Raw genomic sequence first — 22,630 nt, forward strand, 5'->3', positions numbered from 1 at the left:
CACTTGCGCCTGGGACGAGCTCCCGATGAGTCTCCTTAAAGGGCGTACGACAACCCGAAAGTCGAACCCAATGCTTCAGAAGACCCGTGCGCTTCGGCGCGCCTCCGCGGCGGCATCAGCCCGTAACGCGGCCCACCGTCCCATGACCATCCTCGGCGTCGCATCGGCGACGCTGGTCGGCATCACGCTGAGCGTCGGTCTGGCCTCCACCCCCGCGGTGGGAGCCATGAGCCCTGCTGCGGCCGTCACCGCACCCGCACTGGCGGGCGCTCAGCCGCTGGCAGAGATCGCGGAGGATGCCTCCGCCACTCTGGCACAGGCGAAGGACGCGGTCACCGCAGCCGAGACCCTGAGCGCTGAGGTCGCCGCCGCCGGCCTCGATGTGGGAGCAGTGACTTCCGTCGACACCTCCGATCTCGAAAGCGACATCGAGAAGCTCGATGACACCGAGGTGACGCCGGTGCTGCTCGTAGGCGTCCTCGCCGACAAGGCGCAGGATGAGACCGCGAGCGTGGTCGCCGACACCGCGGAGCTGCGCGGGGCGCTGACCGCCGCCCAGCAGAAGCAGGCCGAGGAGGAGGCAGCGCGGGTCGCAGCGGAGCAGGCGGCGGCCCAGGCCGCCGCGGAACAGCAGGCCGCAGCCGCGCTGGCTGCAGCGAACACTCCCGAGGGGGCGAAGGCGGCCGCACAGCAGATCATGTCGAGCACGTACGGATGGGGCGGTGACCAGTTCTCCTGCCTGAACTCCCTGTGGAACAAGGAGTCCGGCTGGAACTACAAGGCGTACAACCCCAGCGGTGCCACCGGCATCCCGCAGGCGCTCCCCGGAAGCAAGATGGCCTCCGCCGGCTCCGACTGGCAGACGAACGCGGCCACGCAGGTCGCGTGGGGTCTCGGGTACATCTCGTCGGTGTACGGCACTCCCTGCAGCGCATGGTCGCACTCCCAGGCGATGAACTGGTACTGATCCCCTCCGCAACGCTGCACATGCTCTAGGTGAAGGCGGTCGTCGAGCGCTACGGTGACTCTGACGGCTGGGGGACGTCACGGATCCGAGGAGGAGATGTGCTCGACCCCCCAGCATGGCACGGCGTCCCGCAGGAGGCGTCCACCGGCGCGCTGCCGGGGTGGGACCGCGTCGAGGAGGTGGTGCGCGATGCTCACGCCCGCTACGCCGACGAGCGCCGCGGGAGCGTCGCGGACTACATCCCGGTGCTCGCGGAGGTCGATCCGGAGCTGTTCGGTCTGGCGGTGATCGAGGTCGGCGGCGGGCTGCACGACGCCGGTGATGCGTTGCATCCGTTCTCGATCCAGTCGATCTCGAAGATGTTCGTGTACGCCCTGGCCATCCAGGAGCACGGCCATGAGCGCGTGCGCGAAGTCGTCGGGGTGAACAACACCGGCCTGGCCTTCAACTCCGTGATGGCGCTGGAGCTCAACGACGGCCACCCGATGAACCCCATGGTCAACGCGGGGGCGATCGCCACGACAGCGCTCATGCCCGGTGCGACACCCGTGGAGCAGTGGGAGCGGATGCGGGAGGGGCTCTCGGCGTTCGCCGGCCGGCCGCTGAGCCTCGACGGCGTCGTGTACGCCTCGGAGGCCGCGACCAACGACCGCAACCGTGCTCTCGGACGCCTACTGCGCAGCTACGGGCGACTCGCGGGTGACCCGGACGAGGTGGTCGATGTGTACACGCGCCAGTGCGCGCTCGGGGTCACGGCTCACGACCTCGCGGTCATGGGCGCCACACTCGCCGACGGGGGAGTGAACCCCGTCACGGGCGAGCGGATCGTCTCGGCGGACGTGTGCCGCGACACGCTCGCGGTCGTCGCATCGACGGGCCTCTACGAACGCTCCGGCGACTGGCTGTTCGAGATCGGACTCCCCGCGAAGTCCGGAGTCGCGGGAGGCATCGTCGCGATCGCGCCGGGAAAGGGCGCCGTCGCGGGGTTCTCTCCTCGACTCGACGAGGCGGGCAACTCCGTCCGCTCGCAGATGGCCATCGGCTACCTGTCGCGGGCGCTCGGGCTGAACCTGTTCGCCTCGTCGGCCGTCCCCCATCCTGCGTCTTCTCCCGCCTCGCCCTCCGCACCCCTGGAGCTGTCATGACCCAGATCCCCGCACCGCAGACCCCGATCAAGACCTCGTGGCTGCCGATGGTCAGCCTCTTCCTCGCGCAGGTGCTGATGTCGTTCAACGTCGCCGCGCTGCCGATCTCGCTCGGGGGCATGGTGAGCGAGTTCGGAGTGCCGCCGACGGTCGCGAGCACGACCATCGTCATGTACGGCCTCGCCGTCGCGGCGCTCGTGATGACCGGCGCGAAGCTCGGGCAGCGGATCGGCTGGGTCGTGATCTTCCGGATCGTGATCGCGTTGTTCGCCGGTTCGTCGATCATGATGATCCTCGCTCCCACCGTGTGGTGGGCCATCGCGGGGCAGGCCGTGGCCGGGGCGGCTGCCGCGATCATCGTGCCGTCGATCGTCGCTCTCATCGCCGAGAACTACCGGGGGCCTCAGCAGGCGACCGCCATCGGCGCCATCGGTTCGGCGCGCGCGATCTCGGGCGTCAGCGCCTTCCTGATCGGAGGGACGCTGGGCACGTTGGTGGGCTGGCGACCGATGTTCTTCATCGTGCTCGGCATCGCCGTGGTGGTGTTCGCCCTGAGCTTCACCCTGCGGGGGGATCGCGGCGACGCGTCGATCCGCATCGACCTCGTCGCCTCGTTGCTCATCGGCGCGGCGATCGTGCTGCTGACCCTCGGGTTCAACAACCTGAACTCGTGGGGTGCCGTGGCGGCGACGGCCGATGCCCCCTTCGCGGTGCTCGGCCTCTCGCCGGCCCCCGTGTTCATCGTGGTCGGCCTCGTGCTCGGCCAGGCGTTCTTCCTGTGGACGAGGAAGCGGATGGCGGAGGGAAAGGTGCCCCTGATCGACCTGAGCGTCCTCGGATCCTCTCGCGAGCGCGCCGCCGTGTACGCGATGTTCATCGTGGTGGCGCTGGAAGCGTGCGTGAACTTCACGATCCCGCTCTACATCCAGATCGTGCAGGGGAGGACGCCGTTCGACACCTCGATGGCCATGATGCCGTTCAACTTGACGGTCTTCGTCACCGCCACCCTCGTGGTGCGGCTGTACAAGCGGTTCCCACCGCGCACGATCGGCGTCGTCGGGTTCATCCTCACCACGGCGGCCCTGGTGTGGCTGTCGTTCGTGGTCAACAACAACTGGGAGACGATCCCGACGATCCTGGGCCTGATCGTCTTCGGCATCGGGCAGGGGGCGCTGGTGACCCTGGTGTTCAACGTGTTGGTGACGGCGGCTCCGGCCGAGCTCGCGGGGGATGTGGGGTCGCTGCGAGGCACCACGCAGAACCTCGCTTCGGCGGTGGGCACCGCGCTGGCCGGAGCGCTGCTGGTGTCCCTCCTCGGCCTCAGCGTCGGTCGTGCGGTCGTCGAGCATCCCGAGCTGCCGCCGTCCCTCGTCGCCCAGGTCGACATGGACAACATCAACTTCATCAGCAACGACGATCTGCGCGCCGCGCTCGAGGCGACGGACGCGACGCCCGAGCAGATCGACGCCGCGGTGGTGGTGAACGAGGAGTCGCGCCTGGGCACTCTCAAGCTCGGACTCCTTCTGCTGGCGGGGATCAGCGCGCTCGCGATCCTTCCGGCTTCCCGGCTACCGCAGTATCGGCCGCACGAGATCCCCGATCCGTCGCCGGTCTCGGGAGGGGAGTGAGGCTCAGCGCAGCTCCGAGATGAGCACGGCTCTGGTGCCCGCCACGGTCGCCTCGAAGACATGGGGCGCATCGCCGGCGTAGGTCAGGTAGTCGCCGGGGTCTAGGAGGACGGGATTCTCCGCCGGGCCGATGCGCGCCTGGCCGGCCATCAGGACCACGTGCTCGATCGTCCCGGGGTGATGGGGATCCGACCGGCGTGCGTCGCCCGGCTCGGCCTGGATCAGGTAGACGTCGCGGCGTGCGCCGGGCGGGCTCGCAGACAGCAGGGTCGCGCTGTAGGCGGCAGCGGAGGACGGCACCCCGGACAGATCGTCTGCGCGGATCAGCTTCGGTGCGTTGGACTGCTGGTCGACGAGCACGGCGAACGGCACCCCCAGTGCGACGCCGAGGGCCCACAGCGTCTCGACGCTGGGGTTGCCCGAGCCGCTCTCGAGCTGGGACACCGTCGCTTTGGAGACCCCGGCCCGTCGAGCGAGTTCGGACACCGACAGGCTCGCCGCCTCACGTTCCCGGCGCAGGGTGCGGGCGATGCGCGTACGAAGTTCCTCCATACGTTCATCATGTCAAACGATCGTTCGCTTGACTATGCCGCAGAACGTGTTCAGAATTATGACCATGTGTTCACTGAAGCGAACGGCAGCTCTTGGGCGGCGCGATGACCGCGGAGCGTGAGGTCTGGCGTGAGGCACTCGGCGTGGTGCTGGCGACCAGTGCGTACGGGGTCTCTTTCGGCGCGCTCGCCGTGGCGTCGGGGCTCGACGTCTGGCAGACCTGTGTGCTGAGTCTGCTGATGTTCACCGGGGGGTCCCAGTTCGCCTTCGTCGGCGTCTTCACCGCTGGGGGATTGTCGGCACTGCCTTCCGCGATCGCCTCGGCTGCGCTCCTCGGTGTCCGCAACGTCGCCTACGCCATGCGGATGTCACCCATCATCGGGGGCGGACCGGCTCGCAAGGCCGCAGCTGCGCACTTCACGATCGACGAGTCGACGGCCGTGGCGATCTCGCAGGGTGATCCTCGGCTGCGGCGGGTCGGCTTCTGGGTGACCGGGATCGGCATCTTCGTCGGGTGGAACATCACCACCCTCGTCGGGGCGCTCGTGGGCGACGTGCTCGGCGACCCCAGGACATGGGGACTGGATGCGGCCGCAGCCGCGGCGTTCCTCGCTCTCCTCTGGCCTCGGCTCCGGCAGCGGCAGGCCGTCGCGGTCGGCGTCGCAGCGGCTGTCGTCGCCGCGGCCTTCACGCCGTTCCTGATGCCGGGCCTTCCGGTTCTGGTGGCTGCGGTCGTCGCGATCGCCGTCGGCTGGTTCGACTGGTGGGGTCGTCCCGCGGCCTCGACCGACGGTGGAGCGGACCGGGGTGCGGGGGCGGCCTCGTGACCGTGTGGAGTGCGATCCTCCTCGCCGCCCTGATCTGCCTCGCCCTCAAGGCGGCCGGATACCTGGTGCCCCCTCGGGTGCTGGAGGCGCCGCGCACCGCCCGCATCTCCGATCTGCTGACAGTGGGTCTGCTCGCGGCTCTCGTGGCCGTGCAGACCCTCGGCGACGGTCAGGCGATCACGGTCGATGCTCGCGTGCCCGCGCTGCTGGTCGCCGGCGGCCTCCTGTGGCTGCGGCAGTCCTTCCTCGTGGTCGTCGTCGCGGCGGCGGCGGTCGCAGCCCTGTTGCGTCTGTTCGGGATCGCCGCATGACCCACCTCCCCGATCCCGTCCGGCGGGGGCTCGTCGGTAAGATCGACAGGTGCGCGTGAGCTGGGTGTCGAGAGTGTTGTCGTGGATCGCTGCCGCCCTCGTCGGCGGTGTCTACGGCGTCGCCGGCACCATCAGTCACAGTGTGATGTGGGGCCCCATCCCCATCGGCATGATCATCGCGGCCATCGCGTGCGCTGCCATCCTCATCGCCGTCCGAACCCTCACGCATGACAGGGGCGCCGCTGTCGCGGCCGGACTCGGGATGATCGGCATGCTGGTGCTGATCTCCGGGGAGGGGCCGGGCGGATCCGTCGTCGAGCCCGCCTCGTTCCTCGGGCAGATCTGGACCTATCTGGTCGCCGGAATCGTCCTGCTCGTCGTCGCCTGGCCCTCCGTCCGACGCCTCCCGGTGCGCACGGAGGCGCCTGCCGCGCAGGAACCCGAGCCGCGCGAGTCGTAGACTGAGGGGGTGACGTATGTGATCGCCCTCCCGTGCGTCGATGTCAAGGATCGCGCCTGCATCGACGAGTGCCCCGTTGACTGCATCTACGAGGGCGAACGCTCGCTCTACATCCACCCGGACGAATGCGTGGACTGCGGCGCCTGCGAGCCCGTGTGTCCCGTCGAGGCGATCTACTACGAAGACGACCTGCCCGATGAGTGGCAGGACTACTACAAGGCCAACGTCGAGTTCTTCGACGAGATCGGGTCGCCCGGTGGCGCCGCCAAGGTGGGTGTCTACTCGTTCGATCACCCGATCGTCGCGGCTCTGCCGCCTCAGGGCGAGTAGGCGCTGGCTCCGTGAGCGTCCGCGATCTCGCCGACTATCCGTGGGATGCCGTCGTCCCGTTCCGTGAGCGCGCGCAGCAGCACCCGGACGGACTGATCGACCTCTCGGTCGGTTCTCCGGTCGACCCCACCCCCGACATCATCCGCCGCGCCCTGGCCGAGGCCACGGATGCGCATGCCTATCCGCAGACGGTGGGCACACCCACCCTGCGGGAGGCGATCGTCGAGTGGTACGCCCGGCGCAGGGGAGTGCCCGACCTCCGGGTCGACAACGTGCTCCCGACGATCGGGTCCAAGGAACTCGTCGCGCTGCTGCCCACACTGCTCGGTCTGGGGGCCGGAGACATCGTCGTCCACCCGCGCGTGGCCTACCCGACCTACGAGGTCGGGGCACGCGTGGTTGGAGCGACGCCCCTTCCCGCGGACGATCCAGCCGACTGGCCGGAGGGCGCCAAGCTCATCTGGATCAACACCCCGGGCAACCCGGACGGACGCACCTGGACCGTCGATGAGCTCGCCGCTGCCGTGCGTCGTGCTCGTGAGCTCGGTGCCGTGCTCGCGAGCGACGAGTGCTACGCCGAGCTGGGCTGGGACGGCGTCTGGGCGACCGAGTCGGTCCCGTCGGTCCTCGACCCGCGGGTGACGGGCGGAAGTCGTGCGAACTTGCTCAGTGTCTACTCGCTGAGCAAGCAGTCGAACCTCGCCGGCTACCGTGCGGCGTTCGTGGCCGGGTGCGCTCGTGTCGTCGGCGAGCTTCTCACTGCCCGCAAGCATCTCGGGCTGATGCCCCCGGCACCGGTGCAGCACGCGATGGCGGTGGCGCTCGCGGACGACGAGCACGTCGCCGTCCAGAAGGCTCTCTACCGCACCCGCCGCGATGCCCTGCGTCCCGCGCTGGAGGCCGCAGGCTTCCGCATCGACGGTTCGGAGGCCGGGCTCTACCTCTGGGCGACCGAGGGGCGCGACTCCTGGGAATCGATGGGACGACTGGCCGATCTGGGCATCCTCGCCGGTCCGGGTCCGTTCTACGGCGGTGAATCCGGGCAGCATGTCCGCCTGGCCCTCACCGCATCGACGGCTCATGTGGCCGAGGCCGCGCGCCGTCTCACTGTGGCCGATATGTAGATTCCCTCCTCGGAGGGGGCGTCCCTTTGGCGGATGTCACAGTAGGCCTGTGCGACTACTAGGCTGTAAAGGCGATTCGGTCGTGACCCGACCTGGCGCCTGAGCGCCGTGAGATCGCCAGTTCAGGCTTGATCAAGATCTTGTTCGAACCCACCGCGACGAGCGGGGGCGGACACTACGAGGAGGTCCGCGTGAGTGCAGCGGCAGACCAGACGGCGAAGCTGACGATCGGCGACACGACCGCTGAATTCCCGGTGCTGCGCGGCACGGCGGGGCACGACAGCATCGATTTCTCGACGTTGACGCGGCAGACGGGCTACACCGGCCTGGACTACGGTTTCGTCAACACGGCGTCGACGAAGTCGGAGATCACGTACATCGACGGCGACAAGGGCATCCTGCGGTACCGCGGATATCCGATCGAGCAGCTCGCGGGTTCGACGAGCTACCTCGAGGTCGCGTGGCTCCTCATCTACGGCGACCTGCCCTCCGCCTCCGAGCTGGCGGAGTTCGACGAGAAGATCCGCCGGCACACCCTCCTGCACGAAGACCTCAAGCGCTTCTTCTCGGCGCTTCCGCACACGGCGCACCCGATGTCGGTGCTGTCCTCGGCGGTCGCGGCGCTCTCGACCTACTACGAGGGTCAGACCGACCCGCACAACCCGGAGCACGTCGAGCTGAACATGGTGCGCATGCTCGCGAAGCTCCCCGTGATCGCGGCCTACGCGCACAAGAAGAGCGTCGGCCAGGCCTTCCTGTACCCCGACAACTCCCTGAGCTTCGTGGACAACTTCCTGAAGCTCAACTTCGGCGTTCACAGCGAGGAGTACGAGGTCAACCCGGTGATGTCGAAGGCTCTCGAGCTGCTCCTCATCCTGCACGAAGACCACGAGCAGAACGCGTCGACGTCCACGGTCCGCCTGGTCGGTTCGACCGGGGCCAACCAGTTCGCATCCGTGTCCGCCGGTATCCAGGCTCTCTCCGGTCCGCTCCACGGCGGGGCGAACGAGGCCGTGCTGACCATGCTCGGTCAGATCCGCGACTCCGGGCAGAGCGTCTCGCGCTTCGTCGAGCGGGTGAAGAACAAGGAAGAGGGCGTGAAGCTGATGGGCTTCGGGCACCGGGTCTACAAGAACTACGACCCCCGTGCCAAGCTCGTCAAGGACGCGGCCGACGAGGTGCTCTCGTCGCTGGGCGTCACCGATCCGCTCCTCGACCTCGCCAAGGAGCTCGAAGAGCTGGCGCTGGCCGACGACTACTTCCGGGAGCGTCGCCTGTACCCGAACGTCGACTTCTACACCGGCGTCATCTACAAGGCGATGGGCTTCCCCACGCGCATGTTCACCGTTCTGTTCGCGATCGGTCGTCTGCCCGGTTGGCTGGCCCAGTGGCGCGAGCTGCAGCTCGACCCCCAGACGAAGATCGGTCGTCCGCAGCAGCTGTACACAGGATCGCCGGAACGTCAGTTCCCCACGCGCTGAGCGCGTGACGAGAAAGCGCCCCTCCCGCCGTAGCGGAAGGGGCGCTTTCTTCTTCGCCGTGCAGCGGGGTCAGCGACCCTGCGAGCCGCGACCGCCCTGGCGGGACTGACCGCTCTGCGTGGAGTACCCGCCACCCTGGCCTGCGCCGGGACGGGGGCGACGACGGCGACGCGACGGCGGGTTGGCCGCGCTGTTCCTCTCGCCGCCGGCCGGACGCTGCTTCGAGGACTGACGCTGCTGCTGCTGCGGTGCCTGCACCGGTGCCGGGCGCACGTGCGGCGCGCGCTCGGGGACGAGCTCGGCGACCGCAGCGGCGGTGACGTCCTCGAGCGGCGCCGTGATGGCGGCCTTGCGCAGAAGATCCTTGACGTCGCGGCGCTGCTCAGGGAGCACGACCGTGACGACGGTTCCGGCAGCACCGGCGCGGGCTGTGCGGCCGGAACGGTGCAGGTATGCCTTGTGCTCGACCGGCGGGTCGACGTGGACGACGAGGTCGACGTTGTCGACGTGGACGCCGCGCGCGGCGACGTCGGTCGCGACGAGCACCCGCACGCCGCCGTCCTCAGGGGCGGTCGAGAACGCACCGAGGTTGCGCTCGCGCGCGTTCTGCGAGAGGTTGCCGTGCAGGTCGACGGCGGGGATCCCCGCGGCGGTGAGCTGCTTCGCCAGCTTCTTCGCCTGGTGCTTGGTGCGCGTGAAGAGGATGCGCCGACCGGTGCCGGAGGCGAGCTCGCGCACGAGAACGGTCTTGTTGTCGGTGGAGTCGACGACCAGCACGCGGTGCGTCATCTCGCCGACGGGAACGCTCTCCTCATCGACCTCGTGGCTGACCGCGTTCGAGAGGAAGCGGCGCGCCAGGGTGTCGATACCGCGGTCCAGCGTCGCGCTGAACAGCAGGCGCTGTCCGCCGGCAGGCGTGGCCGTGAGGATGCGGGTGACGCCGGGGAGGAAGCCGAGGTCGGCCATGTGGTCGGCTTCGTCGAGCACGGTGACCTCGATCGCGCTGAGACGGAGGACCTGCTGCTTCATGAGGTCTTCCAGGCGGCCGGGGCAGGCCACGACGATGTCGACACCGCCGCGCAGTGCCTGCTCCTGCGGGCGCTGGCTGACGCCGCCGAAGACGGTCGTGACGCGAAGGCCGGCGGCCTCGGCGAGAGGAGTGATCGTCGCGGCGATCTGAGTCGCGAGCTCACGGGTGGGGGCGAGGACGAGACCACGCGGCAGGCCGGCGCGGCGCTGACCGCCGGAGGCGGCGAGGCGGGCGACGAGGGGGAGCGCGAAGGCGATGGTCTTGCCGCTGCCGGTGCGTCCGCGACCCAGGAGGTCGCGTCCGGCGAGAGAGTCGGGCAGCGTGTCGCGCTGGATGGCGAACGCCTCGGTCTTACCCGAGTCGGCGAGAACGGCGGCGAGCTCGGCGGGAACGCCGAGTTCAAGGAAAGTAGACATGCAGAAACTCCGTCAGCGCACGAATGAACGGCGCGAGATAGGGGGTGAGGTGGGCGACGGCGCGGAATCGCGCATCGGTTCGCCGTTCGAAAGGCCAGCTCGTGCTGGTGGTGGGAGCGGTTCCGCTCGCTTCGGTCCTCGGAGACCCCGTGACGACGACGATGTTGGGTACCGGCGGTACACGCAACGGAGTCAGTCTACCAGTGCATGCATGAGCTCGGCTGCATGTCGGCTCCTGCGCGGGTCGCCGAGGCCACCTGCGTGCACTGACACCCGCCGCCCGGGGTTCTCAGGCGTGCAGGGCCTCGTTCAGCGTCACCCCGACGCCGGCGCGGCGGACGGCCTCGACGGCACCGCTGAGCGAGTTGCGGCGGAACAGCAGTCCGTCCTGACCGGAGAGCTCTCCGCCCTTCACCGTCCTCCGCCCGCCATCGGCGGTCACGGGGCCGTCGACCAGGACGATCTTCGTGCCGGCCGTCACATAGAGGCCTGCTTCGACGACGCAGTCGTCACCGAGGGAGATGCCGATGCCGGCGTTGGCGCCCAGCAGCGTGCGCGCGCCGATCGCGACGCGGTGCGTCCCTCCGCCCGAGAGCGTGCCCATGATGGAGGCGCCCCCGCCGATGTCGCTGCCGTCGCCGACGACGACCCCCTGGGAGATGCGGCCCTCCACCATCGACGCGCCGAGCGTTCCGGCGTTGAAGTTGACGAAACCCTCGTGCATGACAGTGGTGCCGGGGGAGAGGTATGCGCCGAGGCGCACGCGGGAAGCATCCGCGATGCGGACACCGGTCGGCTGCACGTAGTCCGTGAGACGGGGGAACTTGTCCAGACCCTGGATCTGGATGCCCGACCGCTGGAGGAGCGGACGCAGGCGGGCGGCGTCCGAGGGCAGGACGGGTCCCGCGTTGGTCCAGGCGACGTTCGGGAGATGAGCGAAGACGCCGTCGAGGTTGACATCGTTGGGGCGCACCACCAGGTGGGAGAGCGCGTGCAGACGAAGATAGGCGTCCGCGGTCGAAGCCGGTGCGGCGTCGAGGTCGATCTGCAGCTGCACGACCTCCACCGTGACGTTGCGTCGCTGGTCGGCTCCGGTGAGATCCGCGAGCGCGGTGACGGCGGCCTCATCCGCCTCCGCGGTTCCGGTCCGCACCTCGGGGTACCACGCATCCAGGACGGTGCCGTCTCCGGCGATCGTGGTCAGTCCGATACCCCATACCGTGCGCGCGTCGCTCATCCCTCCACGCTATCGCGCCCGCAGCGCGGTGACTGCACGCATGACGGGTAAGTAGTCTTGACCCATGGTGCTCGATCTGACCGCGTCCTCCGTCGACCTCACCCGTGCGATCTGCGATATCCCCAGCGTCTCCGGAGACGAGAAGACGCTCGCCGACGCCATCGAGGCGGCCGTCACGCCGCTGGGGCACCTGCAGGTCTTCCGCCACGGCAACACCGTCATCGCGCGCACGGATCTCGGTCGCGCGCAGCGCGTCGCGATCGCCGGGCACATCGACACGGTGCCCATCAATGCCAACCTCCCCACCCGCGACATCGAGATCGACGGTGTGCCGTACCTCTGGGGTCGTGGGACCGTCGACATGAAGGCAGGGACCGCGGTGCAGCTGAAGCTCGCTGCGGAGCTGGTCGAACCCGCGATCGACATCACCTGGATGTGGTACGACAACGAGGAGGTCGAGGCGTCGAAGAACGGCCTCGGGCTGCTCGCCGCCGTCCGCCCCGACCTGTTCGAGGCCGACTTCGCGATCCTCGGTGAGCCCTCCAACGGCGAGGTCGAGGGCGGATGCAACGGCACGATGCGGGCGATCGTGCGCACGTCGGGCGTCCGGGCGCACAGCGCGAGGGCATGGATCGGGGAGAACGCGATCCATCGTGCCGCGCCGATCCTCACCCGGCTCGCCGAGTACCGGGCCAGGGAGGTGCCGGTCGAGGGGCTGCTGTACCGCGAGAGTCTGAGCGCCGTGCGCATCGCAGGTGGCGTCGCGGGGAACGTCATCCCCGATGCCTGCGAGGTCGAGGTCAACTACCGCTTCGCGCCGAGCAAGTCCGCCGCGGAGGCCGAGACACATCTGCGCGGAGTCCTCGCGGGGTTCGACGTCGAGATCACCGACGCCGCCGAGGGTGCGCGTCCCGGCCTCGACGCGGAGATCGCGAAGCAGTTCGTCGCCGCCGTCGGTGCGGAGCCGCGGCCGAAGTACGGCTGGACGGATGTCGCCCGCTTCTCCGCTCTGGGGATCCCCGCCGTCAACTACGGTCCCGGCGACCCGCACCTGGCCCACCACGATGAGGAGCGCGTGCCGCTCGCGCAGATCGACGCCGTGGAGCGGGGCCTGCGCGCATGGCTCACCTCGCACTGAGCGCAGCGCGCCGTTGGGCGAAGGCGCCGATCGCGCTGCGCGTCGCGCTGATCTACCTCGGGGCGCGGGTCGTGACGACGGTGCTCCTCATCATCGCCGCATCGCTGTCGACCTCCTCCTCGCGCTTCGGCGCCGGGGCGGGCCTGATCGATTTCGTGCTCGGCTGGGACGCGCAGTGGTACTGGCTCGTCGCCGAGAACGGGTACCCGACAGAGCTGCCGCTCACGGATGCGGGCGACGTCGCCGAGAATGCCTGGGCCTTCATGCCGGTGTTCGCATATGCGGCCAAGGGGATCGGTCTCGTGCTCGGTTCCTGGGGAGCAGGCGCCCTCCTCCTCTCTCTCGGGGTCGGATACCTGGCGTGCCTCGTGCTGCACCGGCTGCTGCGCGAGCGCATCGGTGATTCCGCTGCGCTGTGGGCAGTGGTCTTCTTCGCGGCCGGCCCGATCGCGGCGATGTTCCAGGTGGGATACGCCGAGACGCTGTTCCTCCTGCTGCTCTTCCTCGCCCTCGACATGACGGCGCGGCGGAAGTACGCCTGGCTGTATCTGCTCATCCCGGCGATGGCCTTCACCCGCCCCGGCGTCCTCGCCTTCGCGCTCTATCTGGGATTGCACGGCGTGGTGCGCTGGATCCGTCGCCGCGACGATCCGTTGGTGGGGAGGGAGATCGCACACATCCTCGCGCTCGGGGCGCTCGCGACCCTCTGCGGATTCGCCTGGCAGGTGATCGCCGGCATCGCGACAGGGGACGCGGGGGCGTATCTCGCGACCGAGCTCGCCTGGCGTCAGCACTGGATCACCGGCGGCGTCGAAGGGTTCATCCCTTTCGAGGGGTGGATCCAGGCGTCGCAGTTCTGGTTCGGTCTCTGGGGCTTGCCGCAGTGGTGGGGGCCCATCGCCCTGGTGCTCATCGTGGCAGGTGCCGCCGCAGTGCTCCTGCTCTCACCGCAGGTACGGGCGCTCGGCGTCGATCTTCGCCTCTGGAGCGCGAGCTATCTGCTCTACCTGCTCGCCGTCTTCTTCCCCCAGTCGAGCACCTTCCGCCTGCTGCTCCCGCTCAGTCCGTTGTGGGGCGCGGTCGCCGTGCCGCGGTCTCGGCTCTGGCGTCTCGGCGTCCTGGCGGCATGTCTGGTCGGTCAATGGGTCTGGATATATCACGTGTATGGGCTCGGGAACACGTTCTGGCAGGTCCCGTGACCGTGGAGCTCGACCCAATTGTTGCTCCGTGACCTCCAGGTCCCGGTGACACCCGATAAACTCATCCCATACCACCGGAGGAAAGGGAGCCACGATGGCAGCGATGAAGCCGAGGACCGGAGACGGGCCTATGGAAGCCGTGAAGGAAGGACGACTCATCATCGTGCGCGTTCCACTCGAAGGCGGCGGCCGCCTGGTCGTCTCCGTGAACGACGCCGAGGCCAAGGAGCTTCACGACGTGCTTGGCGCCGTCGTGGCACCGGCCTGATCGACCAGGGATCCGCGTCAGCGGATCCGAAAGGGCGGTGGTTCCTCGGAACCACCGCCCTTCTTCCTGGGTCGGCACCTGCGTGGTCGGCGCCGCCTCCATCGGGAATCCGTGCGATCAGCCGCGCTCTGCGAGGCTGATCAGCTGCAGCAGGCCTTCGCCCGCGGGGGAGAGCGTCGCGAGCACGGCCGAAGACTCCTGCGTCTCCTGCACGAGGGATCGGTAGGCGGCCGTGATCTCGTCGCGCTGCACCGGGTCGGCGACGCGGCCGCCCGCCAGGACACGCGGCACGAGCACGAGGCCACCGGTGCGTGCGAGACGCAGACCGTGCTCGACGTACTCGATGACGTGCTCGGGGTCGGCGTCGACCAGCACGATGTCGTAGGAGTTCTCGTTCATGCGCGGGAGCACGTCGATCGCACGCCCCGTGATGAAACGTGCTCTCGTGGAGGGGATCTTCGCGTCGGAGAAGGCCTGCCGCGCGGCGGCGAGGTGCTCCGGTTCGTTGTCGATCGAGGTGAGCACGGCCTGGGGCGCGCCGCGGAGCAGCCAGAGTCCGGAGACACCGGCACCGGTGCCGATCTCGACGATCGACCTGGCGCCGGTCGCGGCGGCGAGCACAGCGATCTGAGAGCCGACGGACGCGCTGACGGGCATGGCCCCGAGCTCGAGCGCGTGCGCACGGGCGCGAGCGATGGCGTCGGGTTCCACGATGGACTCGCGCAGAAAACGCGCGTTCGCGTCATGCTCGCTCATGGCCTGTATCTCCCTGCCTGCCTGTGATCTTCTCCAGCGTATTCGGTCCGCGAGTGCGGGGACCGCAGGCGCGGCGGTAGCCTGTAGAGATGACGTTCGGGCTCACCTTCGAGAAGCTGTTGCTGATCGGCCTCATCGCGGTTCTGATCATCGGCCCCGAGCGTCTCCCGCGCGCAGCGGAGAGCTTCTCCCGCATGGTCCGCAAGGCCGGCGAGTACCTTCGTGCGACCAAGTCGAGGGTGCGCGAGGAGATGGGCCCCGAGATCGACGACGTCGACTGGCGCAAGCTCGATCCCCGCCAGTACGACCCGCGTCGGATCATCCGCGATGCCCTCATGGAAGAGCCGCAGCCGGCGACCCCGATGCAGGCCACAGCGACGATCGCGGAGCCGGTCGCAGGCTCCATCGCCCCCACGCGCGCGGTCCCGCAGGAGTTCAGTGCGACCAACCGCCCGCCGTTCGATCCCGAGGCGACCTGACCCGGTCGCGACGTCAGGGGTCCGCGGGAGAGGGCTAGGAGATCCGGGAGCGGAGAGCGGCGATGTCGTCGTCCGTCAGCAGCTCGCGGGGTATCGCGGTCGCGGCCGAGGTGTCGCGCAGCTTCAACAGCACCGCGTCCCTTCCCACGTGCATCCTCTGGAACGTGCGGTACGCGATGTCGGAGCGACGTCGCCCGCTTCCCATCTGCAGACCCTCGTCTTCCAGTGACACCCACACGCGTGTCCCGACGGGCATCGCGATCCGCACGGCGGTGCGCGCCCCCGACACCGACATGAACACGGCGAAACCTGCGAGCGCGACAATGAGCACGGGCATCCAGCCTGCCCCGTAAGGTCCCTCTTCCCCCGGAGCCACCGGCGCGGTGAGGTTGACGACGCTGAAGACGAGCGCCGCCGCGAGTGCGACCCACATGACGATGGCCGCAGGACGGGTCAGCGAGTAGATCGCGGCGTCGCGTGCCATCCGTCGCAGCAGGCTCTCGTCGACGGTCAGGGAACGTGCAGGCATCCGAGCATCCTCCCAGTCCCTAGCGGATCGACATGGGCAGGGATCGGCCGGAGAGACCCCTGCCCCGGTGCGCGAGCGCGCTCGCGAGGCCGCGGATGGTCACGGCTGCGGCATCGTCCGTGTCGTCGGAGACGATCGGCCGTCCGGTGTCTCCGCCTTCGCGCAGGGCGGGGCTCAGCGGGATGGATGCCAGCAGCGGGACCGCGGCTTCCGGTTCGGAGAGTGCTTCGGCGACGGCCGCGCCGCCTCCGGAGCCGAACAGGTCGACGACAGTGCCGTCGGGGAGGGTGTACGCCGCCATGTTCTCGATGACGCCGATAACGCGCTGGCCCGTCTGCCGGGCGACGAGTCCGCTGCGGATGGCGACGTCGGCGGCGGCGGTCTGCGGCGTCGTGACCACGAGCACCTCCGCATGGGGGAGGAGCTGGCCGATCGAGATGGCGATGTCGCCCGTTCCCGGTGGCATGTCGATCAGCAGCACATCGAGGTCGCCGAAGAACACGTCGGTGAGGAACTGCGACACCGTGCGGTGCAGCATCGGACCGCGCCACGCGACGACGGATTCGCCGTCGCGGAGGAACATCCCGATGGAGATCGTCTTCACGTCGTGTGCGACAGGGGGGAGCATGAGGTCGTCGATGCGCGTCGGCTGCGTGCCTGCCGGGATGCCGAGCAGGCCAGGGATCGAGAAGCCGTGCACATCGGCGTCGACGAGCCCGACGGAGAGACCCTGCGCGGCGAGGGCGACCGCGAGGTTGGCCGTGACCGTCGACTTGCCCACGCCGCCCTTGCCGCTGGAGACGAGGATCACGCGGGTGAGGGAGTCGGGGCCGAACGGCATGTGCCGTGCCGGCCTGCCCGCGCGGAGCTTCTCCGTGAGCGCCTTCCGCTCGGTCGGAGTCATCACGCCGACCTCGACCTCGACCTCGGCGATACCGGGAACGGACGCTGCAGCCTCGCGCACATCCGTCTCGATCCTGGCAGCGGCGGGGCAGCCCACGATCGTCAGGACGATGCCGACGTGTGCGCGATCACCCTCCACCGAGATGTCGCGGACCATGTCGAGATCGCCGATGGGACGACGCAGCTCGGGATCCGTCACAGCGGCGACGGCGGATCGGACGCGCTCCACCGCCGTCACGATGCGGAGCCGGATCGGGTCTTCTCAGGAGACTCTTCGAGCTCGGCGAGAAGAGCCTTGAGCTCCTGACGGAGCACGTCGCGCGTCACGACCTGCGAATTGCGCTCCTCGAGCGACATCCGTAACGCCACGATCTCGCGGGCGAGGTACTCGGTGTCGGCGAGGTTGCGCTCTGCACGCTGGCGGTCCTGTTCGATCTGCACCCTGTCGCGGTCGTCCTGACGGTTCTGCGCGAGCAGGATGAGGGGTGCCGCATAGGAGGCCTGCAGCGAGAGCATGAGCGTCAGAGCCGTGAACCCGAGCGCGGCGTCGTCGAAGCGCAACTCGTCCGGCATCAGGGTGTTCCACACGATCCACAGCACGCAGAACAGGGTGAGGATCAGGAGGAACGCCGGCGTCCCCATCGCCCGCGCGACCCACTCCGTGAAACGGCCGAAGCGGTCGCGTGAGGTCGCCCTGGGGCGTGTGGTCGTGCGCCCTGGCGCGTCGAGGCGGGGGGAGCGGGGCATCAGCGCACCTCCTTCGCCGGAGCGGCGGCGTCGTCATTGTCGTGCGAGCGCCAGTCGTCGGGCAGCAGGTAGTCGAGCACGTCGTCGATGCTGATCGCTCCGACCAGGCGGTGCGCCGCGTCGATCACCGGGAGCGACACCAGGTCGTAGCTGGCCAGGAGGCGTGCCACCTCGGCGGCGGAGGCGGTGACGGGCACGGGTTCGAGACTGTCGTCGAGGATCGCGCCGAGCCGTTCATGCGGCGGGTAGCGCAGCATCCGCTGGAAGTGCACGAGCCCCAGCAGGCGCCCCGTCGGCGTCTCGAACGGGGGGAGCGTCACGAACACCGCGGCGGCCAGGGCCGGATGCAGCTCGTGGCGGCGGATCAGCGCGAGCGCTTCGGCCACGGTGGCATCGGCGGACAGGATGATCGGTTCCGGGGTCATCAGACCGCCGGCAGTGTCCGGGCCGTAGCGCAGCAGCATCCTGACGTCTTCGGCCTCCTCCGGCTCCATGAGCTCGAGGAGCTGCTCCAGACGGTCCGGTGCCAGCTGCGCGAGGAGGTCGGCCGCGTCGTCCGGCTCCATCTGGTCGAGGATGTCGGCCGCGCGCTCGTCTCCCAGGCGATCGAGGATGTGCACCTGCTCGTCTTCGGGCATCTCCTCGAGGGCATCCGCGAGGCGGTCGTCGGAGAGCTCCTCCGCGACCTCGATCATGCGCTGCTGCGGGAGATCGAGGAGGGTGTTGGCGAGGTCGGCCGCATGCAGCTCGGAGTACGAGGCGACGAGCTGCTCCGCCGACTGCGACTCGCCGGGAGCGCGCTGCTCCGTCACCTCGCTCCAGGCGGCGAAGGTCGTCGGGCCCTTCGCGAAGGGAGAGGCGCTGGTCTTGGGTCGGCGGAGGAACAGCTGGCTGATCGCCCACTCGCCGAGCCGGTTGGGCTCGATCGCGATGTCCTCGATCACGGCGGTGCCGCTGCCGTCGACGAAGCTCACCCGTCGCCCGAGCATCTCCGCCAGCACGCGGACCTCACCGGCGCGGGGGGAGAAGCGGCGCACGTTGATCAGGCCCGTGGTGATCACCTGGCCGGAGCGGATCGAGGTGACGCGTCCGATCGAGAGGAACACATGTCGTCGCCCCGGGATCTCCACGACCAGGCCGATGACGCGGGGTGCCGCGGTACTTCGATACACGACGACGACATCCCGGACCTTGCCGAGCCGGTCGCCGACGGGATCGAAGACGGCGCACCCGGCGAGGCGCGCGGCGAATACCCGTTGTGTGCTCACCTCTCCAGAGTAGTCGGCGGCTCAGGTCTCCGGCGGGATGGCCGCGCCTCGGGCCGTCCATCGGTGCGCGTGGAAGAATAGCCGGATGAGCATGCTGAACCGGCCCGCGAGCGGCACAGACACCGGCGAGATCGTCGCGTCGATGCGCGACTACGAGAGCGCGCAGAAGACGGTCTCGAAGCTGATCGCGGGGGAGGTGCCCGCGCGCGACATCGCCATCGTCGGACAGAGCGTGCGCACGGTCGAGCGGGTGACCGGCAAGCTCGGCTATGCCGCCGCAGCGCGCTCCGGCGCGATCAACGGCGTGCTGATCGGTCTCTTCCTCGCCGCGATCCTCGTGCTGGGCAACCCCGAGGTGCCGATCCAGCTCTTCCTGGGCTTCGTGCTCATCGGCGTCGCGGTCGGAATGCTCCTGAGCCTCATCACCTATGCGATCGTGCGTCGTCGCCGAGACTTCGCCAGTGTCACGCAGTTCGCCGCCGATCACTACGAGGTCACGGTGCTCTCCTCCTCGCTGGGCAAGGCCCGTCAGGTGCTCGGGGCCAACAAGGTCGCACCGGTGCGTCCCCCCGTCAACCTCGATGAACCGCCCCGCTACGGCGAGCGGATCACTCCTGGGGCGACGGTGCCGGAAGCCACGCCGGCGCCCGAGCCCGCCCCTGCGCCCGAGGCACCCGTCATCCCGCCGCGCCCGGCAGACCCGGTGGCGGAGCCGGTGGAGCCGGAGCACACTCCCGATCCCGCTCCCGACCCCCGCCCGGACTCCGACGGACTCCAGGGCGAGCGGGCATGACATCGGTGCCGGTTTCCGCCGCCTGATGGTCGAGATCCAGGTCGAGCTGCCGACCGGACCCGCGGCGGTGTCCGCCGACTGGGCCCCCGGCGACAACGGCGCGACGGTGATCGTCGCGCACGGCGCCGGGACGGGCAAGGACCATCCGTTCTTGACGGGCTACGTCGATGCGCTGAGCGAGAGCGGCTTCTCGACTCTGCGGTTCAACTTCCCCTACGTCGAGCAGGGACGACGCATGCCCGGTCCCGCCCCGCATGCGATCGCCACCTGGAACGCCGTCGTGGCCTTCGCCCGCTCGGCCGACCCCGCGGCGACCGTCTGGGCGACGGGGAAGTCGTACGGCGGGCGGATGGCGTCGATGGCGGTCGCAGAAGGGCTGCGTGTCGATGGGCTCGCCTACCTCGGCTACCCGCTTCATCCGCCGGGGCGGCCCGAGAAGCCGCGCATCGAGCATCTGCCGGACATCACGGTGCCGCAGCTCTTCGTCGAGGGGACCAACGATCCGTTCATCCAGCCCCTCTCGCAGTTCGAGGAGGCGGTCGCGAGCTGTCGGGATGCGCGCGTCGTCTGGGTCGATGGCGGCGGGCACACCTTCGAGGTCAAGGGGCGGAAGCGCCCGGCGGAGCAGATCGGAGCGTCACTCGCGCCGATCGTCGCGGAGTTCGTCCGCGCTCGCCGGTCCGGCTGAGAGCGGTCAGTCGATGAGCGCGGAGAGACCTGCATCGGCCAGCAGACGTCGCACCGTCGAGATGCCCAGTGCGCTCATGATCGGGTTCGAGGCCTCGTAGTACCAGCCGAGCCCGAGCGCCTGCTGGAGCGCCCATGCCGCGCCCCGGTGCCATTCGACGTCGTCCGCGCCGACGTCGTCACGGAGGATGCGCCGTGTCGGTGCGTCGAAGAGATGCCAGGCCGCGACGAGGTCGAGGGCAGGATCGGCGGGTCCGAAGCTTCCGCCGTCGAGCACGCCGGCCAGTCGCGTCTCATCCGCACGCTCGGCGACCAGGAGATTGAACGGGGTGAGGTCTCTGTGGCTCATCACCTCCGCGATGGGAGACGGGAGCTCCCGCAGCGCGCCCCAGAGCCTCTCGGCGCGTGGCGCATCGAACAGGTGCGCGCTCCTGGCGAGGCAGTGCGCGACCCACTCGTCGTGATCGCCGAGGCGACCGCCGCGACCGTTGCCGTCGAAGGTGCGTCCGCGGAGGTCGACGGCGCGCAGTGCCAGGATCAGCGAGGCCAGGTCGCGCGCCAACGCCGGGGCGGCGGCGGAGCGCGCAGGGTCCGCCGTCTCGCCCTCGACCCAGGTCTGCATCGCCCAGGCCGAGGGGAACTCCGGCGACGGCGCGGCGATCCCGTACGGTCGCGGCGCGGGGTAGGGACTGGCGGCGGCGAACTCGTCGAGAGCGGCGGCCTCGCCCGCGAGCTCGGTCTCCGTCGCCCCGAGTAGCGGGAACCGGGCGACGTGTTCCCCGCCCACGCGGATGATCCTGTTCACGGTCCCCGTGAGAGGCACGGCTCGCACCGGCTCTCCGCGCAGTTCGGGGAACCGCCGGGCGATCAGGCGTGCCGCCGCCGCCGTGTCGAGCGCGAGTTCCCCTTCATGCATCCGACGAGGTCAGCTCTGCAGGCGTGCGATCCACGCCTCGACCTCGTCGGCCGTGCGCGGGATGCCGGCCGAGAGGTTCACCGGACCGTCCTCGGTCATCACGATGTCGTCCTCGATGCGCACGCCGATGCCGCGGAGCTCGGCGGGCACGGTGAGATCGTCGATCTGGAAGTACAGCCCCGGCTCGATCGTGAACACCATGCCCGGTGCGAGGATGCCGTCGTAGTACATCTCGCGGCGGGCCTGCGCGCAATCGTGCACGTCGATTCCGAGGTGGTGCGAGGTGCCGTGCACCATGTAGCGCCGGTGCTGACCGCCCTTGTCGGCGTCCAGAGCCTCTTCCGCTGTGACGGGGAGCAGACCCCACTCGGCCGTGCGCTCGGCGATGACCTTCATCGCGGCACCGTGCACATCGCGGAAGCGCACCCCGACCTTGGCAGCGGCGAAGGCGGCATCCGCTGCTTCGCGGACCGTCTCGTAGACGCGGCGCTGCACCTCGGTGAACGTGCCGGAGACCGGCAGGGTGCGGGTGATGTCGGCGGTGTACAGGCTGTCCGCCTCGACGCCGGCGTCCACCAGGATCAGATCACCGGGAACCACGGTCCCGTCGTTGCGGGTCCAGTGGAGGTAGCAGGCGTGCGGCCCCGATGCGGCGATCGTGTCGTACCCCTCGCCGTTCCCGTCCTCGCGTGCGCGGCGGTGGAAGACACCCTCCACGACGCGTTCGCCGCGGGCGTGCGCCGTCGCAGCGGGGAGCTCACGGATGATGTCGTCGAAGCCGTTCGCCGTGATCTCGACCGCGCGGCGCATCTCTGCGATCTCGAACTCGTCTTTGATGAGACGCAGCTCGGAGACGAAACGGGTGAGCGCCTCGTCCTCGTCGAGCACGAGCTCGCCCTCGACCGCCTCGAGCTCGTCGAGGTGCGCCGTCGTGATCTGGAGGTCGGCGGCGACGCCGGCGAGGGAGGGGCGCGGTCCGATCCAGAACTCGCCGACCGTCGCGTCGGCGTAGAACTCCGTGGTGGTGCGGTCGGCACGCTCGCGGAAGAAGAGCGTGATGTCGTGACCGTTCTCGGTCGGCGCGAAGACGAGGACGGAGTCGGGCTCGGCATCGGAAGCCCACCCCGTCAGGTGCGCGAAGGCGGAATGCGCCCGGAAGACGTAGTCGGTGTCGTTGCTGCGCTGCTTGAGCGAGCCTGCCGGGATCACCAGACGCTTGCCGGGGAACGCGGCGGAGACGGCGGCGCGGCGGATGGCTGCGTATGAGGCCTGCGCACGCGGGGCAGGGAGCGTCTCCGGACGCTCGGCCCAGCCGGTGGAGATGGTGTCGAGGAAGCCCTGCGGGAACGGCTGCTTGCGGTTCGTCGTGCCGTTCTCGGCAGACGCTTCGACGGTGGGCTCTGCGATCGTGTCGCGCTCTCCTGTGCTCATCCCTCCAG

General features: G+C 69.5%; 25 protein-coding genes. 15 read left to right on the plus strand and 10 right to left on the minus strand.

Annotated elements, in window-relative coordinates; all coding sequences use genetic code 11:
• The first annotated feature begins 70 nt into the window (after window positions 1-70).
• The 3 genes from HDC31_RS06105 to HDC31_RS06115 all read left to right on the plus strand — a co-directional run bounded on the left by HDC31_RS06105 (window position 71) and on the right by HDC31_RS06115 (window position 3,740).
• Complete coding sequence (locus HDC31_RS06105) at window positions 71-967, plus strand: hypothetical protein (protein WP_052748831.1); 897 nt, start codon at window positions 71-73, stop codon at window positions 965-967.
• 98 nt (window positions 968-1,065) lie between these two features.
• Window positions 1,066-2,112 (plus strand): glutaminase A, encoded by a 1,047-nt coding sequence (gene glsA, locus HDC31_RS06110; RefSeq protein WP_147251352.1) that lies wholly within the window; start codon window positions 1,066-1,068, stop codon window positions 2,110-2,112.
• The gene (locus tag HDC31_RS06115) at window positions 2,109-3,740 is read left to right on the plus strand and encodes an MFS transporter (RefSeq protein ID WP_058633177.1); all 1,632 of its coding nucleotides are present in this window, start codon (window positions 2,109-2,111) and stop codon (window positions 3,738-3,740) included. Before glsA ends, HDC31_RS06115 begins: the two co-directional genes overlap by 4 nt.
• Before the next feature lie 3 nt (window positions 3,741-3,743).
• On the opposite strand, the gene HDC31_RS06120 is transcribed toward HDC31_RS06115, so the two are convergent.
• Window positions 3,744-4,292 (minus strand): helix-turn-helix domain-containing protein, encoded by a 549-nt coding sequence (locus HDC31_RS06120; RefSeq protein ID WP_046749572.1) that lies wholly within the window; start codon window positions 4,290-4,292, stop codon window positions 3,744-3,746.
• Between the two features lie 104 nt (window positions 4,293-4,396).
• On the opposite strand from HDC31_RS06120, the gene HDC31_RS06125 reads away from it, so the two are divergent.
• The 6 genes from HDC31_RS06125 (at window position 4,397) to HDC31_RS06150 (ending at window position 8,825) form a co-directional block, all read left to right on the plus strand.
• Window positions 4,397-5,119, plus strand: a complete 723-nt coding sequence (locus HDC31_RS06125; RefSeq protein WP_179515911.1) for an AzlC family ABC transporter permease — start codon at window positions 4,397-4,399, stop codon at window positions 5,117-5,119.
• Window positions 5,116-5,430, plus strand: coding sequence for an AzlD domain-containing protein (locus HDC31_RS06130; RefSeq protein ID WP_046749570.1), 315 nt, complete (start codon window positions 5,116-5,118; stop codon window positions 5,428-5,430). The genes HDC31_RS06125 and HDC31_RS06130 overlap by 4 nt, the downstream gene beginning before the upstream one ends.
• 49 nt (window positions 5,431-5,479) lie before the next feature.
• Window positions 5,480-5,890 (plus strand): histidinol dehydrogenase, encoded by a 411-nt coding sequence (locus HDC31_RS06135; protein ID WP_179515912.1) that lies wholly within the window; start codon window positions 5,480-5,482, stop codon window positions 5,888-5,890.
• A 9-nt stretch (window positions 5,891-5,899) separates the two neighbouring features.
• Complete coding sequence (gene fdxA / locus HDC31_RS06140) at window positions 5,900-6,220, plus strand: ferredoxin (RefSeq protein WP_045263079.1); 321 nt, start codon at window positions 5,900-5,902, stop codon at window positions 6,218-6,220.
• Window positions 6,221-6,231: 11 nt separating this feature from the next.
• Complete coding sequence (gene dapC / locus HDC31_RS06145; protein WP_113681684.1) at window positions 6,232-7,344, plus strand: succinyldiaminopimelate transaminase; 1,113 nt, start codon at window positions 6,232-6,234, stop codon at window positions 7,342-7,344.
• A gap of 191 nt (window positions 7,345-7,535) precedes the next feature.
• Entirely contained in the window at window positions 7,536-8,825 is a 1,290-nt protein-coding gene (locus HDC31_RS06150; protein WP_179515913.1) for a citrate synthase, read from the plus strand.
• A gap of 69 nt (window positions 8,826-8,894) precedes the next feature.
• Here the strand turns inward: HDC31_RS06150 and HDC31_RS06155 are convergent, their stop codons facing one another.
• Both HDC31_RS06155 and dapD read right to left on the minus strand, forming a co-directional pair.
• Window positions 8,895-10,271 (minus strand): DEAD/DEAH box helicase, encoded by a 1,377-nt coding sequence (locus HDC31_RS06155; protein WP_179515914.1) that lies wholly within the window; start codon window positions 10,269-10,271, stop codon window positions 8,895-8,897.
• A gap of 289 nt (window positions 10,272-10,560) precedes the next feature.
• Entirely contained in the window at window positions 10,561-11,508 is a 948-nt protein-coding gene (dapD, locus tag HDC31_RS06160; RefSeq protein WP_113682000.1) for a 2,3,4,5-tetrahydropyridine-2,6-dicarboxylate N-succinyltransferase, read from the minus strand.
• Window positions 11,509-11,572: 64 nt separating this feature from the next.
• Between dapD and dapE the strand changes: the two genes are divergently transcribed.
• From dapE to HDC31_RS06175, 3 genes are all read left to right on the plus strand, one after another.
• The gene (dapE, locus tag HDC31_RS06165) at window positions 11,573-12,646 is read left to right on the plus strand and encodes a succinyl-diaminopimelate desuccinylase (protein ID WP_046749565.1); all 1,074 of its coding nucleotides are present in this window, start codon (window positions 11,573-11,575) and stop codon (window positions 12,644-12,646) included.
• Complete coding sequence (locus HDC31_RS06170; RefSeq protein WP_113682001.1) at window positions 12,628-13,845, plus strand: hypothetical protein; 1,218 nt, start codon at window positions 12,628-12,630, stop codon at window positions 13,843-13,845. The genes dapE and HDC31_RS06170 overlap by 19 nt, the downstream gene beginning before the upstream one ends.
• Window positions 13,846-13,939: 94 nt before the next feature.
• On the plus strand, window positions 13,940-14,113 hold the full coding sequence (locus HDC31_RS06175) for a DUF3117 domain-containing protein (protein ID WP_071328210.1): 174 nt from the start codon (window positions 13,940-13,942) through the stop codon (window positions 14,111-14,113).
• Window positions 14,114-14,230: 117 nt separating this feature from the next.
• Here the strand turns inward: HDC31_RS06175 and HDC31_RS06180 are convergent, their stop codons facing one another.
• A complete protein-coding gene (locus HDC31_RS06180) occupies window positions 14,231-14,869 on the minus strand; it encodes an O-methyltransferase (RefSeq protein ID WP_058633170.1) in 639 nt (212 codons plus the stop codon).
• Between the two features lie 89 nt (window positions 14,870-14,958).
• Between HDC31_RS06180 and HDC31_RS06185 the strand changes: the two genes are divergently transcribed.
• Entirely contained in the window at window positions 14,959-15,348 is a 390-nt protein-coding gene (locus HDC31_RS06185; RefSeq protein ID WP_061018124.1) for a twin-arginine translocase TatA/TatE family subunit, read from the plus strand.
• Between the two features lie 34 nt (window positions 15,349-15,382).
• On the opposite strand, the gene HDC31_RS06190 is transcribed toward HDC31_RS06185, so the two are convergent.
• From HDC31_RS06190 to HDC31_RS06205, 4 genes are read right to left on the minus strand one after another with little or no spacing between them, the layout of a single operon-like run.
• Window positions 15,383-15,877 carry a YcxB family protein gene (locus HDC31_RS06190; RefSeq protein WP_046749561.1) on the minus strand — a complete coding sequence of 165 codons (495 nt, stop codon included), beginning with the start codon at window positions 15,875-15,877 and terminating at the stop codon, window positions 15,383-15,385.
• Window positions 15,878-15,896: 19 nt separating this feature from the next.
• Entirely contained in the window at window positions 15,897-17,018 is a 1,122-nt protein-coding gene (locus tag HDC31_RS06195) for an Mrp/NBP35 family ATP-binding protein (RefSeq protein ID WP_113682002.1), read from the minus strand.
• Complete coding sequence (locus HDC31_RS06200) at window positions 17,015-17,527, minus strand: DUF1003 domain-containing protein (protein WP_045263089.1); 513 nt, start codon at window positions 17,525-17,527, stop codon at window positions 17,015-17,017. Before HDC31_RS06200 ends, HDC31_RS06195 begins: the two co-directional genes overlap by 4 nt.
• The gene (locus tag HDC31_RS06205; protein WP_046749559.1) at window positions 17,527-18,795 is read right to left on the minus strand and encodes a magnesium transporter MgtE N-terminal domain-containing protein; all 1,269 of its coding nucleotides are present in this window, start codon (window positions 18,793-18,795) and stop codon (window positions 17,527-17,529) included. Before HDC31_RS06205 ends, HDC31_RS06200 begins: the two co-directional genes overlap by 1 nt.
• An 85-nt stretch (window positions 18,796-18,880) precedes the next feature.
• Between HDC31_RS06205 and HDC31_RS06210 the strand changes: the two genes are divergently transcribed.
• Window positions 18,881-19,588, plus strand: a complete 708-nt coding sequence (locus HDC31_RS06210) for a general stress protein (protein WP_179515915.1) — start codon at window positions 18,881-18,883, stop codon at window positions 19,586-19,588.
• 25 nt (window positions 19,589-19,613) lie between these two features.
• Window positions 19,614-20,276, plus strand: coding sequence for an alpha/beta family hydrolase (locus HDC31_RS06215; protein WP_058631851.1), 663 nt, complete (start codon window positions 19,614-19,616; stop codon window positions 20,274-20,276).
• Between the two features lie 6 nt (window positions 20,277-20,282).
• Here HDC31_RS06215 and HDC31_RS06220 read toward each other — a convergent pair whose 3' ends face one another.
• Both HDC31_RS06220 and HDC31_RS06225 read right to left on the minus strand, forming a co-directional pair.
• Complete coding sequence (locus HDC31_RS06220; protein WP_179515916.1) at window positions 20,283-21,191, minus strand: phosphotransferase; 909 nt, start codon at window positions 21,189-21,191, stop codon at window positions 20,283-20,285.
• Between the two features lie 9 nt (window positions 21,192-21,200).
• On the minus strand, window positions 21,201-22,622 hold the full coding sequence (locus HDC31_RS06225; protein ID WP_058631832.1) for an aminopeptidase P family protein: 1,422 nt from the start codon (window positions 22,620-22,622) through the stop codon (window positions 21,201-21,203).
• Window positions 22,623-22,630: the final 8 nt, after the last annotated feature.

It is taken from the genome of Microbacterium sp. JAI119 (genome assembly GCF_013410135.1).
GTDB lineage: Bacteria > Actinomycetota > Actinomycetes > Actinomycetales > Microbacteriaceae > Microbacterium > Microbacterium oxydans.